Genomic DNA, 14620 nt, shown 5'->3' with positions numbered 1-14620 from the left:
ATTTGTCAGCCCTATGACAAATCAATGGAATAATGATAAGAAAAAGGGAGCTATTCAGGTATAGGGTATCGTTTAAATTCGGCATTGCGGTCAAACAGGTAGCGGTATGTTATGTATTGCTTTGCTGAAACTGCTTCAACAGATTCCCATAATTTACGCATGGGCGGATTATAATCCCCAACCCAGGAAAACTCCAATTCAGTATAATGCGGCATTTGTTTTAGCGCCTGGTCAATATGCCACATAAATGCGGATTCAATGCCTTTTCCCTGGAATTTGGGTATGACGCCCATGAGGACTCCGCGTGCCCTGGTCATGGTTCTTTCCCGTTTTAAATATAAAAATCTTAACATATTCCAGAGATTAAGTTTGCCATTGAAATATTTGAATATTTGATTCACATCAGGGTACATCAAATAAATGGCGATCGGTTTTCCTTTGTAATAGGCAAACCAGGTAAATTTTTCTTCAATAATGGGTTTTGCCTTGGTTATAAATACTTTGATATATTCAGGAGACATGGGCTCAAAGTCCTCCTTTTTGAACGAAGCCCAAGCCTCATTATATACTTCGGCAAAGTCGTGAACATATTTATCTAATTCTTTATAGGTAAAATGCCTAAAGCTATAATCCGGCTTTTTAGCAACCCACTCGGCAATCTTCCAGAACCGCTCGGGAAATTTTTTTGTCAAATCAAGGTGAAATCCCTCCTGTTTGTAATAGGTCTTAAAACCATAAGATTCAAAAAGGTTTCTGTAATATCGCTTATTATAGGCAATTTTATATGCCGGATGCGTGAATCCTTCCACAAGCAATCCCCAGAAACTATCCGTTTCGCCAAAGTTGATCGGCCCGTCCATCGCTTCCATCCCTTTTTCCCGGAGCCATTTTTTTGCCGCATCAAAGAGCTTATGAGCCGCATTTTCATCATCAATACATTCAAAAAAACCAATCCCTCCCGTAGGGTGTTCGGAGGCATTGATTGTCTTATTGTTTATAAATGCAGCGATCCTGCCAATTACTTTTCCCACTTCATCCCTTACTATCCATCGGGTTGCTTCACCATGTGTAAAATAAACATTCTCGTTGGGATCAAAAACATCATTAATGTCTTTGTCTAAAGGACAAACCCAGACATTATCATCTTTATATATGCTGCGGGCAATATTTAAAAAATTGTTTTTGGATTGTTTATCTTTAACCTCAATAATTTCCATACTCTATTTGTTTTATAACATCAAGCATTATATCCTTGATTTCAGGTTTAGTACATTCCAATACTTTACTGCCAATATGCAAATGATCAGGAAATGATGTTAGTTTATGAAAATGAGGTGCATTATCCCACCTTTTTATCAGTTTGTTATTTTTACCCTGGTAATGATAACGATACTTTTCGATATGAGAAGTATCCTTTACTATTTTAACCAATTCAAACAAGTACAACCGGGAACTATCGAAGAAAGTAATTCTTGATTTGAAATACCCGAAGTTTATGTCAATGACCTCAGTATGAAAATCAATAGAAATGACAAGAGGAGTGGAATGAAGTTCGCTTTCGACAGTTTGAAAATAATCACGTACATTCATACTTTTTCGAGATTCAATAACTTATTTTCCCAGTGTTTTTTTCCTTTAAAGATGGCCAACCACTCAAAAAAATCCTGGTCGTCTCCCATATCTCCTTTTTCAAACCGCTTCACAAAAACAGTTGTTTTGATTTTATATTTTTTTTCAAACTGTTTAAGTTTTTCCAAATATCTTTGAATCAAATATTTTCCTAAGAATATTTCTTTTTCTATAGCTTCACTTATTTCTTGACTTACACTCATGGTTGGATGTTTTATGTTATCATTGACATAGTTCTTTTAATGATTTAACAACTGTGGTATTACCTTTTTTAAATTCATGGTCACCTTTACTAATTTTCATAAAAGCATCTCGTATTTCTTCAAGATGTTTTAACAAATAATCATACTCCTGTTTACGAACAACTAACAGTTCTTCACCGTTAGTTATATTTTTTGGAATGGTTATTTTTGGGATAGATTTCATCTTATCTTTATATTGGAACTTAATTTTTCACAAAAGTATCATAAAAATTTCATCTGACACAGTGATTCACGATATTACTTAACTGTCATGACGATATATTTGTTTTACCAAATCCTCATATTTTGCATTGATGACCCTGCGTTTTAATTTCAATGTCGGAGAAAGTTCTCCGGAATCGGGGCTCCAATCATCACTGATTAATTTGAATCGCTTTATCTGCTCATCCTTGTCGAGAGATTTATTAAAACCCTTCACAATTGTTTGATAGTGACTAAACACTTCCTGGTGTTTGATCATTTCTTCCTTATTCTCCGTTGAGATATTATTTGAAGTACACCATTCGCGCAATGCCTCAAAGTTCGGGGCAATCAAAGCGCTGGCAAACTTCTCACTTTCACCGACAACCATCAGTTGCTCTATAAATACAGATTCTTTGAAGAGATTTTCCACAACTTGCGGTGCAACATATTTACCGTTCGATAACTTAAAGATCTCCTTTTTGCGGTCTGTTATTTTCAGGCATTTGCCATCTTCCAGAATTCCAACATCACCGGTGTGGAACCATCCGTCTGCATCCAGTTCTTTTTTTGTGGATTCATCATCTTTGTAGTAACCTAACATCACATTAGGCCCTTTGCAGAGTATCTCTCCGTCTTCAGCAATTTTAACTTCCACATCCTCTATCACTGCACCGACAGTGCCTAACCTGAGGTCGGGAGCTATACTTCGGTTTATTGTGATAATAGGTGATGTTTCTGTTAATCCATACATGTTAAGCAGTTTTATCCCCGCAGCCCAAAAGACCTTCTCTAACCGTGGCTGCAGAGCTGCACCGCCAACACCGATTGATGTGATATTTCCGCCTAATGCCTCTCTCCATTTGCTGAAAATGATCTTATCGGCAATTTTCAGTTGAAGCTCATACCACCAGCCATTTTCGCTATTTAATTTGTATCTTAACCCAAGGTCAACAGCCCAGAAAAATAATTTTTTCTTAATTCCGGTCAACTGTTCTCCTTTGGCAATGATTTTATCATATACCTTTTCTAATATCCTCGGCACAGCCCCGAAGCCATGGGGGGATATTTCCTTCATATTGGCGGCAATGGTTCCCAGGTTTTCAGCATAATAAATGCTGCAGCCGCTGTATTGGGTTTGGTAATTACCCATGCGCTCACCTACATGGCAGATGGGCAATATACTCAGGTATCGCTGATCGGGCTTTAACTTAAACACCCCTGCTGCGGCAATAGCATTGCTTACGAGGTTTTTGTGAGACAACATCACTCCTTTGGCATTGCCTGTAGTACCCGATGTGTAGATTAACGTGACAAAATCATCAGGAGCTATCCCGCTTTTTATTTTTTCAACTTCTTCTTTGTATTGTTCTTCGTTTTTTTTCCCCAACTCAACGATTTCTGTCCAGTTTTTAGCTCCTTCAATCTCGTTGAAAGTATATATTTCTTCAAGACCTTCTATTTTACTAACAAGTGGCTTGATCTTGTCATACAGGTTTTTGTCTGAGACAAAAACGAATTTGGCTTCCGAATGACTTAAAATATGCTCATAGCCGCTTGTTTCCAGGGTTGTAAACAGGGGTACATGAACCACACCTATTTGTGCCATTCCCATATCAACAAAGTTCCATTCGGGGCGGTTGTTTGTTATGGTCGCTACTTTATCTCCCTTTTTCAACCCGAGAGTTAGTAAACCATAGCTGATGTGGTTTGAATAGTCAATGTATTGGCGGGAGGTGTATTTTACCCATTTCCCGTCTTTTTTCCCGGCCAAGGCGTCTTCCTTATCGCCAAATTTTTCCTGGTACCTTTGGAGGAAGTCGAAAGTTCTTGTTATATTCATTTTTAAGGTGTTATTGAATTAGATATGGCTTTTTTCACAAAATCATTTAAGGTCATATTGTTCTTTAAGGCATTGATTACAGCTAATTTATGAAGCCGTGAAGTTAACCTTACATTAAAACTCCCTTTGTAGGTCTTATCAGGAGATTTACCCAATATCTTGCAAGTTTTGAAGTAATCATTTATAGAGGCGCGAAAAGCATTTTTCAGTTCGCTAATTGATTGTCCTTCAAACGTAACCAAATCGTTGATGCCATGTATCTTTCCATAAAATACATTATCTTCCGCACTGTAATGAACAGTTCCTATATATCCTTTATATATCATAGTATTATTCATCTTTTTATAACTTATTCCAAAATTCTTTAATTTTAATTCCTTCCCCCTGGTATGCCAAAGCCCCTGTATAATCTTCTGCCGGCAAAAATACTGAAAAATTCCAATCTTCTGTTTCAAATATCCCATTAATTCCCTGTAATTTAATTGTCTCTCCTTCAACGGTAAACTCCAGCTTATCAGGCGTCAGGCGCATTCCCTCACCTATGGCTTTTAAATAAGATTCTTTAAAAGTCCAGAACTGGAAAAATCTATTTAACTTATTTCCAGGATTTTGAGTGATCAATGAAATTTCTTTTGCGGTAAAATTTTTTTGTATTAGCTCGTCAAGATCGGGCAATTCCCTTATTTGTTCCAGGTCAATACCAATTTCTCCATCTGCTGAAAAGGCGTAAACACATATATTGCCCGAATTAGACATATTAAAATACAATGATGGGGCATCCGGAACAAAGGGTTTTCCTTTTTTATGCCTTTCAATTTGAATTGTATGAGGGGTTTTGTTCATGTAGCGGGATAATAAATACCTTAAAACACCCCAGCTGATGATAAAATTATTTTGGACTTTCTCAAATTTAAAATAGGAGATCCTTTGTTTTTCTTTTTCTGACAAGAACGATTTGCACTGTTCTATTAATTGCCCAGTAAGATCAAGGGATATGCCCCAAAGGTGAACTTCTCCTTTTAAAAGCGGGGGGCAATTAAGCTCCTGGATCTTTGTTATTGTATCTGGCATGAGTTTGGGTGTATTATTTTCTCTAAATTTAAATTTATTTGGCATCAAAGTTAATCAATATGAGCCTATTTATATGTTGAATTCCATTAAAAAACGTAGCTCACTCCTCCCGTTGTTAATCCATCACCAAATTCAATGATTATTAATATTGTTTTTTGTTTATAACCACTCATGCGGTTTACATATTGATTTAAGCGGTAAATGATTGATGACGACCCTAGGTCTTCATCATTTTTTTCCGGCACATAGAAAGTATTAATGTCAACACCTACATTTTTAGATATTTCATCTAATAATATTCCCTGAACACCGGATAAAACTACTGTGTCAACATTTTCAACTTCTATTTTGTTCTTGTCAAGTGTCCCTTTTATACATTTTGTTATGGCACTAATTATCTGATTATCTGATGTTGTATACAGGGTTTCCTTATTGAGGAATGTTTCTGAATTCAAACTATCAGCGTAAACTTTCTTTTCTATAGGGTGACTCGGAGAAGAATGATTAACAAATTTACCCATACCAGAATTGGTTGAATCATCTCTACTTAATAGCAGAGCCGACCCCATCTCATTTGGAGAAGCTCGAGGGTGATCATTATCTTTATTATAGTCTATTTCAGATGCAACCACTAATGCATTTTTAGTTTTCCCTGTGCGGATATATTCTGAAGCTATTTGTATTGCATTAAAAGTTCCAATATTGCCATTTAATACATCAAAACAAAAGGTAGATTGACCATCCGGATTATACCCTGAAACATTTATTTTCAGATCACCAGCAATAGTAGCTGCCAAAGCTGGTTCTGTTATAAAGTCATCCCGTATTACCCCACTATAAATAATTAATTCAAGATCATTTTTTTCTAAGTCTGACTCAGCAAGACACTTCAAAACAGCTTTCTTGTTCATTATTTTCGTAGTACTCTCTGATGATTCTCTCGGGTAATACACGGACATGGCTTCAATTTTGACTCCGTATCTTAAAGGATCAACATCATTATTGATTGTTTTATTCTCAATCCTATTGTGTTTGTTCGGTGAATTCATTTTATCAGGCAAATCATCCATTTTAAAAAGCGCTGTACCAAGTACTCTTCCAGATCCGTTTATCGGAAAAACAATTTTACAATTACTCTTTATCCTTTTATTCATAATATTATCGTACAAGGCCAGAAACTGACAGCTTGCCCCTGTGTTACCACGATTTTCGAGATTAATAACTACGTTTTTTTCGCTGACGATTTCTTCCCCAGCTTGTATATTGATTTCCCTCATGGAGTTTTGAATAGTAGTTAATGAGGTTTGATGCATGATGAAATGATCTACGCTATTTAGACTCCAATTTTTAGATTTAAGTGTATGAAAAACGTGCTCAATTCCTGGAGTAATTCCTGCTGCGGCTGCTTTCACAGAATCGTTGTACATTATTGGACCACCGTGACCAACTCTTTCAATTTTTCCAATACATAGGTCGTTCAATTCTCCCATTGTTAACATTTTAATGTACTCAAAGCCATTTCCATCTGCCGTTTGATCCAATGTAATTGCTACACCAGCATCCCCCACAGTTAGGCAGGCCAAGCGATTGTCAAACTTGTCATTAACCAACTCGAGCTGAGCACTTCTTATTACGGGCGTGTTATGTTCCCCACTAACTATTAGAGTATTTTTAATAGTTCCATTCTTCATCATTACATCTGCTATTTCGATGACTGTAAACATACCAGCACAAGCATTATTGACATCAAACGAAATGGCGTTCTGAAAATTGAATTTTTTTTTATACATTAACGCAAATGAAGGATCGAAAAGTCCACATTTAGATCCAAGACTTCTGACTGTGTTACAACATATAAGAAGGTCAATATCATCGGCACCGAGCTTAGAATTGTTCATACAGTCAGCTATTGCTTTTTGTCCAATTTCAAAGCTTGATTCATCGGAGCTTGCTACTGGTCGAGATTTAATCCCTGTAAATCTTTCAATTGGGAAAGTGATTTCATTAACACATCCAGCCATTACTTCTTTAGTCGTCACAAAGTTCTCAGGAATATAAGCTCCCATAGATTCAATCCTTATCCTATTCTTTGGCGGGTTTTTGTCTTCAGTTTTTTTTGTTTCAATGGACAATGGCTCGTTTGGAATTTGGGCTTCGTCATTCATGGCGGTAGGATTTTCAGGTTCTACTTCATTAGCCACGTTGGCCAATTCAGTAACTGTCGGGTGCAGGTAAACATCAATTGGCTCAATTCGAATGCCTCTTTTAAGAAGTTTGTTAACTAAGAGAATGCTTTGAATTGATCCACCACCTAAGTTAATAAAATTGTCATCGACAGTAACTTGCTGGATTTCAAATATTTCTTTCCAAGCTTCGATGATTTTACGTTCTATTGAGGTCGTAATAGCACTCTTCTGTGTTGATAATGTAACATTATTTTCTAAAAGTGACAACAGTTTTAATTTATCTTGCTTTCCTGATAAAAGCATCGGAAAGTCTTTCACTTGAATGATTTTATTTGGTATCATATAATATGGCAAAATTGTTTTTAGATGCGTTTTAAGCATCTCATCAGAATCGTCACGGCTATCATTTGAGATAAATTCTACAAAAGCTATAATCTGATTCTTATTAGACGGATTCAATTCGACAGAACAATTTTTTACCTTAGTGATGTCTTTAATTACCATTTCAATTTCAAGCAATTCAATCCGATATCCATTAATTTTTATTTGAGAATCTTTTCGTCCTAGGAATTCATAGTAGTTTTCGGCATTACGTCTACCATAATCACCCGTTAAAAATATACGTTTATCAGTCTTCGACTTTCCCTTTGATAGGAATTTTACGTTTGTCAATGACGGATCATTAAAATATCCCGGAGAAAGACCTAGTCCTGCTATTGCTATTTCACCTTCATTGCCGTCTTCAACCCTATTTTTATTCTTATCCAAAATAAATATTTCGTATCCAGGAAGTGCTGATCCAATTGGAATTGGGTTAGGCACAGTATTATCTTTCCCAGACATAATATGCATAATGGCGTTAACCGTTGATTCGGTTGGCCCATACATATTGACTATTTTATTGACTGTTAGTTTAGCTCTGATTTTGCTTAGTAGAGTTGATGGAAAAAGTTCAGCACCCAACAGTATATAGTCAAATGAAATACCTTTTAAATTTAATGGTGACTCCAATAAGGCGTTTAAAAGGGACGGAATAGTATAGAGTATGTTTATCTTTTTTTTAATTATATAATCCCAAAACAAAATCGGGTTATTTTGTTCCTCTTTGTTTATAATATGAAGAGTCGATCCATTGGTAAGAGGTAGAAATATTTGTCCAATGCTTGCGTCAAAAGCTATAGACGCAAGTAGAATGAAATTGTGAGAAGGGTTAAAATTCAACTTAGGATTGAAGCGAGAAATTTTATTAAACAAAGACCTATGTAATATAGGAATTCCCTTAGGCATACCAGTTGTACCAGAAGTAAAGATAATGTAAGCGATTTCATCTTCACTGATATTAATACTAAGTGGACTATTAGGTAATTTTGATAAAGCCGATTTTATTTGGTCAATAGGAATTACGTTTTGGTCATTCTTAAACTTTGATAAATTATTTTCATCAGTGATTATAAGTTTAGGCTTAGTTATTTCAACAATCTTATCAATTCTGACTTGTGGTGTTGAAGAATCTATAGGTACATATGTGTTGCCTGATTTTAAAATTCCTACAATGGCAATAATCGTCCAATCAGACCTGTCCAAACATATAACCACATTTTCCTGTGATGCAATGTTATTGATGTAATGAGCAATCTGGTTTCCCGATTTTTCTAAATCAGAATAATTCCAACTATTCACCTGCCCTTCAATTGCACATGAATCAGGATATAATTCGGCAGTCTTTTCCAATAAATCTATAATCGTTGTAAAGTTCATTAACATAATTCTACATTAAGTTTTTAGCCTAGGGTATAGCATCAATAATAGAACTGGAAGCAGATACAGATCTGCAACTAAGGCAATAATCAATGATATACTTACAAGAAATCCCAAATAGTACATGGTGAAAAAATTTGAAAACATGAGAATGACAAATCCACTGCTAAGAACCAGGGTAGTTAAAAATATGGCTTTGCCAGTTGACAAATATGTTCTTCTCATAGCTAATATTAGATTTACCCCTTTAGACATTTCGATTTTAAGCCTGCTTAGGAAATGAATTGTGTCATCAACTGAAATACCAAAAGCTATTGTGAATATTATACTCATTGAAACTTTAAATTCTTGTCCGGTAAGTCCTAAGAGCCCTCCCAGTATTATCAAGGGAAATATATTTGGTACCATGGCTATTATTAGCATTTTCAATGACCGGAACATCATGGCCATTAAAATACTGATAGTAATAAATGCAAAAACAAGTCCTTTGATCATATTTGTTGCAATCCTTGAATTATTCTTATCTAGTAGATAGGCCGTTCCTGTTTGCTTTGGATTAATCAGGTTAGTATTGATATTCTCCCGAATGAAATTTTCCAAATCATTATTACGTTTTAAAAAATATCGACTTCCCCAATCTCCTACCATGCCTTTAATTCTTCCAGTCTTTAATGTAGAATCACTCAATGTATTAATTGTCGAGTTCGATTTATTTAGCGCTAAGGATAAATTTAACTTTCCTTGAAAAGGTGAACCGGCTGTTGTTAAATAAGCAAGGGATGAAGGCGAGGTAACATTTTTCACCCCATAAGTATTTATAAGATAACTCTCAAGTTTTTCTAATTCAGAGATGACATCTTGGTGCAGAAGATTTTTCGTAGTATCCACTACTTTTACATTCATCTCAAATGGACGCACACCCGAAAATTCATTTTCGAAAAAAGTAAAATCCACTTTAATTGGATTGTCAGTTTTAAGATCTTCCAGGATGTAATCGTTTTGATGAATTTTTGAAATAAAATACACACTTATTACAATCAAGGTTAATGATGATAACAGAATGAGTCTTGGATTCCTGATAGTGAATAGAAAATTATTATCTAAAAACTTTTTCCAATCAAGTTTTTTGGCATTTCGATAAGAATAAGTTTTAAAGAGCACTAATGAAGATGGTAATACTATTATTGTAACCAGATAAGTAATCATTACTGAAATAGAAGTATATAAACCAAATGTGCGTATTGGAATTACATCTGAGAATAATAGAGCAAGGAATCCGATAGAGGTAGTTACTGACGTTAAAAATGTAGCCCACCCCACATCTCTAAAAGATAGTTTTATACATTCAAGTTTTGATTTACCGGAGTTTTTCTCTTCTATGAATCTGGAAACAAAATGAATCACATCTGAAATTCCAACTACAAATATGATCGTCGGCAGTATAGTCAGGATTAGGTTTATTGGTTCACCCGTCAATGCAATTATGCCCAACACCCAGATGACGCTTATGAGAATAATACTGATAGGAATTGCTACGCCCCAGAAAGATCGATAAATCGAGAAAAGGAAAAGTAGCAGAAAAATTATTGAAAGTCTGAAAAAAAATGACATGTCTGATTGCATGAGTTTTAGATATCCGGATTGTCCGATACATCTTCCAGCAAGATGTATTTTGCCGAATTCAGTTTGACCTACTAATTCCTGAAGATGTTCTGATAATTTGGTGCACTCTAAATTTGACAGCTCATTTTCAGTTTTGATATAAAGCGCAATGGAATTACTATCTGAACTAATTAAGTTCTCTGCATTAAGGATGCTTGAGTTTGCGGAGAATGGTGAGACAACATTTATTACATTTTTTATTTTGTATAGTTTATTGATCAAACTGTCAACTTTCCTTCTGAAAATGTTATCTATGACTCCACCTCTATTATTAATGCCAAGCAAAACGAAATCATTTTCAGTACCAAATTCTCTCCTGTGCTCAAAAAACAGCTTGGTTTCTTCGTCATCTTTTGGGAAAAGCGTTTCAAAAGTACTATCTAGTTTAAGATTAGTTATTGCAGCATACAGTAAACCCACCGTAATCAAAAAGATCATGATTAATGCTATTTGAGAGCTTTTTTTTGCTATTTGATCATTGAATTCTGGCAATTTCATATAACTAAGTTGAGATATGAAATTATCTCACAGGGTCAATTTACACAGTTAAGTTCTTAATTTACAACACTATTTTTGCAGGTTTAAATAATCCCTCTTTCCTTTTTCAATTGTTTTTACAATATCCTCCCGCTGATTGATCAATCTTGTAATCAGAGAACTCTTCCGGTAAAACAAGAATAGGAACAGCCATCGGCCGCGAATTTTCTCCAGGTATCTCCAGTAGTAAAGTGAAATAATCCCGGTTATGGGAAGCGAAACTGCATAAGCAATAGTAATCCACCATCCCGACTCACCGGGGGTAAACGAAGCAACTAACCAGATTTGCAGGGAATAAAATACTATAAAGGTAACCATGCCTGTAGCCATGGTAATTGAACCATAAAAATCGGGACGGGACGAAAGAGAGGCAAGAAAATCTGGAATTTTGTAGGCGATGAAATTATTGATCACACCAAAAAGAAAAAAGGGAAAACCAACTATAATAGTTGCCAATGTTTTAAGACCATCAAATATAAAAGAACCACGGTTTGAGCTTTTAGTGAATAAGTGATCTTTGAGATTAAGCCGTTCTATATCATTCACATAACGTACAATCTTTTTTTGTAAGGTTTGAACACGTTGAGGGGCATGTTTGTGAAAATGAAAAACCACTTCCACGATCTCTTTGGTCACCATAAATTCTTGTTCTTTCTCTGACAAGTCAAGTTCTCTCTCTAATTTGCTTTTATATTCTATGTTCTTTGACAAGCCAAGTTCTCTCTTTAGTTTGCTTTTATATATGGTCTCTATGTTTTTAACCAACTCATCCAATTCTTTATTCTCAATTGCAATGGTATGCTGCTCAAGACATTCTTTGAGATGCTCAGTAATCGCAACGATCCCTTTATGTTTGTTCGTTTGAAACAGTTCAAAAAAGCGGGAAACATCAATGGGTTGGGCAAAATTAATAAATAACTCGCTTTGAAACCTGTGAGGATTGGAATAATTGAGGCCAGCCGGCACAATAAGCACTCCTAATTCAAAGTTGTTTGCTGCCTCTGCCCCAAGGGCAATTCTCGCTGCTCCTGTTTTAATTTCCCGCAATCTTCGTTCTGTTTTGCTAAGGCCCTCGGGAAATAGGATAAGCGCTCCCTTTTTGGCAAGCAATTGATAACATTTTTCAAAAACCTCTTTGTTTTTCAACATCAGTTCAGGCGTTTTATCTTTACGATAAATCGGGATCAAATGGAGGTAGTCAAATAACCATCGTTTAAATGCCGTGTTGAACGACTCCCCCCTCATGATGAAATGAAGTTTATGCTTTATAAATGAGACTACAACCATGATGTCCATGAAAGAGCTGGGATGATTGGGAGCAATGATCAATGGAACACCTTTGGGAATGAGCTCAGCATTGTGGACATTGATCTTCCTGAAATAAACCCACACGATGATCCTCACAATTGTTCTTATAAATGAATAGAGCATGGTAATTTACGATTAATGATATACTATGTTATTACATCTTTTTCAATTTGTTCGTAGTCAGGTTTGTCATATCGTAGCAGGATTATTGAGCAGTTAGCTCGTCAGCCGCTTTTGCATTAAGCCCCGTGTTATGCAAAGTGCGTTTTTACTTTTGTCTTGATTTTGTATTTTCGTCTGATTTTTTGCAAGTCGGAAATTTCCAAGTTGGGATTTTCCAAATAGCGTTTAGTCAATTTGTCTCTGATGTCTCGCATCATTTTTACTGCGTCAAATTTTTTTTTCTTCATTGTAAATTCTCATTTGTCAATTTTGTTATGAAGATAGTCATTTCGTTGTCGTGTTCGCATTTTGCTAACGGTCAATGCTATGTGCCGTTGCGGTTTAAGAACTACGTAACTGTCCCCGAAAACAACCGCTTGTTGAAAACACTAAAGTACGAATATTCTCGTCAACCGCAATGGCATATAGCATATGTGTGTGCCCAGCATGGGCAGAACACGTACCGCAAAGGTACGAAAGTTCTTTGAATTATCTTGAAGTAGATTGAAATTTGATAAGGAGGTTTAAACCTCGAGTTTACCAGCCTTACCTCAAAGTAATGAAAAGCTACTGCCGTTGAAAAGAGCGGCTTTAGTATGCTTAACGAACCGCCAAGTACGAGAACCGTACGCTTGGTGGTGTGAGAGCCTCACCCCGTCAGTTTTTGGCGGGGCGGGCTACTCGATTAGCGGTTCGTTGTTTTTTGTCGTGTCGTGAATTGTCAGCCATATTAGTCAAGGTGCGTGTTCTTAATTGTCTTGCCAAATTAGTTTTTCATTTGTCGTGGCTTTGTAGAAAGTGTCTCCGTTGCAGAGTATGTTTCCTGAAATTCCTCCAAGCCAACAAATAGTATTACAGTTGTCGTCAACGACCTCACCTGTCAAGTCAGCACCACAGTTTTGTGGACTGAAAGAATAAACTGTCTGTCCCTGAAAACTGTATTGATAAACTGTTTTAACAGAAGGGCAGTCCTCCTTTAATAATTTTCTGATTTTCTTTTTTATGCAGGTAGGCGTGTCATTTGGCACATCAATTTTTTTACACCCCGCCAGTGTCAATGCGAAAAAAATTATTAGAAGTAGATATGGTTTTAGTTTTTTCATTTGCAGTCGCATTGTTTTTCACATTCTTCCATAGTGTCAAACGGAACAACACCGCCACAACCGCCCCAAGTAAATTGTTTACATTTTTTGTCTTTTTTGTCGTAGTAGTATTTGGGTATTGCAGCCATACAAAATCCTGCATTGGGTTCTAAATTACATCGGTCAGATTTTATACAGTCCTTTTTGCATTGTGTCAGCAAAAGAATTGTCGCAAATGTCAGTGATATTGAGATGATTGTTTTCATTGTCTTTGTTTTTTATACTTGTCCAACCGCAATAAGTGTCAAAATTGGTAGATACCTGTCTGCCGCGATACAATAACCGCTAACTTGTAAATAGCCGCAATACTGACCATTAACTACTTGACATCCAAATCTGTTTTGTGCGTTTTTTGAATATCACTATTCTTTGCTATACAAAAAACGCAAGTGCTAAATGTTATCTAAAGGACTTTTAATTTTACCCAAGTCCTTCTTACTTACATGAGTGTAGCGCATAGTAGTAGCAATATTAGTATGACCCAATAAATCCTGAATGTGTTTTATATCTATCCCTTGTTCGTGCAGGTGGGTGGCAAAACTATGTCTCAAACTATGGATGCCTACGCTTTTATGTATTCCGGCTTTTCGTTTAGCATTGGCAAATAATTGTTGAGCGGTGCGAATACTTATAGCGCCTCCAAACTGTCCTTCAAACAAATAATCTTTCGGATGATGACTTTTAAAAGCAGATAATATTTTTTTTACATCTTGTTGGTCTATTACTTTAGGAAGTATTTTTTTTCGTTTTGGCCGGGGCAAATCAAAAAACAATTTGGGTTGCTTACTTACTTTTTCGTAATAGAATTTAATACAGGTAGAAAATTTGTTGCTATACGTTGCGCGATGATGTATTTTTCTAATCTCTAACATATCTTGG

Annotated in this window: 13 protein-coding genes; all 13 read right to left on the bottom strand. The window is 35.9% G+C overall.

Features of this window, described 5'->3' with window-relative positions:
• Positions 1-50 precede the first annotated feature (50 nt).
• The 13 genes from FVQ77_02270 to FVQ77_02210 all read right to left on the bottom strand — a co-directional run bounded on the left by FVQ77_02270 (position 51) and on the right by FVQ77_02210 (position 14613).
• Positions 51-1217, bottom strand: a complete 1167-nt coding sequence (locus FVQ77_02270; protein MBW8049166.1) for a GNAT family N-acetyltransferase — start codon at positions 1215-1217, stop codon at positions 51-53.
• Positions 1204-1590, bottom strand: coding sequence for a hypothetical protein (locus FVQ77_02265; GenBank protein ID MBW8049165.1), 387 nt, complete (start codon positions 1588-1590; stop codon positions 1204-1206). The genes FVQ77_02270 and FVQ77_02265 overlap by 14 nt, the downstream gene beginning before the upstream one ends.
• Positions 1587-1832 (bottom strand): hypothetical protein, encoded by a 246-nt coding sequence (locus tag FVQ77_02260; protein ID MBW8049164.1) that lies wholly within the window; start codon positions 1830-1832, stop codon positions 1587-1589. Before FVQ77_02260 ends, FVQ77_02265 begins: the two co-directional genes overlap by 4 nt.
• A gap of 19 nt (positions 1833-1851) precedes the next feature.
• A complete protein-coding gene (locus FVQ77_02255; protein ID MBW8049163.1) occupies positions 1852-2055 on the bottom strand; it encodes a hypothetical protein in 204 nt (67 codons plus the stop codon).
• Between the two features lie 78 nt (positions 2056-2133).
• Positions 2134-3915, bottom strand: coding sequence for a long-chain fatty acid--CoA ligase (locus FVQ77_02250; GenBank protein MBW8049162.1), 1782 nt, complete (start codon positions 3913-3915; stop codon positions 2134-2136).
• A 2-nt stretch (positions 3916-3917) separates the two neighbouring features.
• On the bottom strand, positions 3918-4253 hold the full coding sequence (locus FVQ77_02245; protein MBW8049161.1) for a type II toxin-antitoxin system HicB family antitoxin: 336 nt from the start codon (positions 4251-4253) through the stop codon (positions 3918-3920).
• 4 nt (positions 4254-4257) lie between these two features.
• The gene (locus FVQ77_02240; GenBank protein MBW8049160.1) at positions 4258-5031 is read right to left on the bottom strand and encodes a 4'-phosphopantetheinyl transferase superfamily protein; all 774 of its coding nucleotides are present in this window, start codon (positions 5029-5031) and stop codon (positions 4258-4260) included.
• Between the two features lie 41 nt (positions 5032-5072).
• A complete protein-coding gene (locus FVQ77_02235) occupies positions 5073-8936 on the bottom strand; it encodes an amino acid adenylation domain-containing protein (protein MBW8049159.1) in 3864 nt (1287 codons plus the stop codon).
• 9 nt (positions 8937-8945) lie between these two features.
• On the bottom strand, positions 8946-11090 hold the full coding sequence (locus tag FVQ77_02230; protein ID MBW8049158.1) for an MMPL family transporter: 2145 nt from the start codon (positions 11088-11090) through the stop codon (positions 8946-8948).
• Between the two features lie 69 nt (positions 11091-11159).
• Positions 11160-12560: a hypothetical protein gene (locus FVQ77_02225; protein MBW8049157.1), complete on the bottom strand. Its 1401-nt coding sequence runs from the start codon at positions 12558-12560 to the stop codon at positions 11160-11162.
• A gap of 788 nt (positions 12561-13348) precedes the next feature.
• Positions 13349-13702 (bottom strand): hypothetical protein, encoded by a 354-nt coding sequence (locus tag FVQ77_02220; GenBank protein MBW8049156.1) that lies wholly within the window; start codon positions 13700-13702, stop codon positions 13349-13351.
• A complete protein-coding gene (locus FVQ77_02215; GenBank protein ID MBW8049155.1) occupies positions 13699-13947 on the bottom strand; it encodes a proteinase inhibitor I4 serpin in 249 nt (82 codons plus the stop codon). The genes FVQ77_02220 and FVQ77_02215 overlap by 4 nt, the downstream gene beginning before the upstream one ends.
• Positions 13948-14133: 186 nt before the next feature.
• Positions 14134-14613 (bottom strand): tyrosine-type recombinase/integrase, encoded by a 480-nt coding sequence (locus FVQ77_02210; protein ID MBW8049154.1) that lies wholly within the window; start codon positions 14611-14613, stop codon positions 14134-14136.
• Positions 14614-14620 lie beyond the last annotated feature (7 nt).

The sequence above is a fragment of the Cytophagales bacterium genome, assembly GCA_019456305.1.
Taxonomy (GTDB): Bacteria; Bacteroidota; Bacteroidia; order Cytophagales; family VRUD01; genus VRUD01.
Note: the sequence above shows the minus strand (reverse complement) of the source record. Positions and strands in the feature narration are given on the sequence as shown.

Coding starts and splice junctions, on each gene's coding strand:
- FVQ77_02270 (MBW8049166.1), bottom strand. CDS start 1,217: ATGGAAATTATTGAGGTTAAAGATAAACAATCCAAAAACAATTTTTTA.
- FVQ77_02265 (MBW8049165.1), bottom strand. CDS start 1,590: ATGAATGTACGTGATTATTTTCAAACTGTCGAAAGCGAACTTCATTCC.
- FVQ77_02260 (MBW8049164.1), bottom strand. CDS start 1,832: ATGAGTGTAAGTCAAGAAATAAGTGAAGCTATAGAAAAAGAAATATTC.
- FVQ77_02255 (MBW8049163.1), bottom strand. CDS start 2,055: ATGAAATCTATCCCAAAAATAACCATTCCAAAAAATATAACTAACGGT.
- FVQ77_02250 (MBW8049162.1), bottom strand. CDS start 3,915: ATGAATATAACAAGAACTTTCGACTTCCTCCAAAGGTACCAGGAAAAA.
- FVQ77_02245 (MBW8049161.1), bottom strand. CDS start 4,253: ATGAATAATACTATGATATATAAAGGATATATAGGAACTGTTCATTAC.
- FVQ77_02240 (MBW8049160.1), bottom strand. CDS start 5,031: ATGCCAAATAAATTTAAATTTAGAGAAAATAATACACCCAAACTCATG.
- FVQ77_02235 (MBW8049159.1), bottom strand. CDS start 8,936: ATGTTAATGAACTTTACAACGATTATAGATTTATTGGAAAAGACTGCC.
- FVQ77_02230 (MBW8049158.1), bottom strand. CDS start 11,090: ATGAAATTGCCAGAATTCAATGATCAAATAGCAAAAAAAAGCTCTCAA.
- FVQ77_02225 (MBW8049157.1), bottom strand. CDS start 12,560: ATGCTCTATTCATTTATAAGAACAATTGTGAGGATCATCGTGTGGGTT.
- FVQ77_02220 (MBW8049156.1), bottom strand. CDS start 13,702: ATGAAAAAACTAAAACCATATCTACTTCTAATAATTTTTTTCGCATTG.
- FVQ77_02215 (MBW8049155.1), bottom strand. CDS start 13,947: ATGAAAACAATCATCTCAATATCACTGACATTTGCGACAATTCTTTTG.
- FVQ77_02210 (MBW8049154.1), bottom strand. CDS start 14,613: ATGTTAGAGATTAGAAAAATACATCATCGCGCAACGTATAGCAACAAA.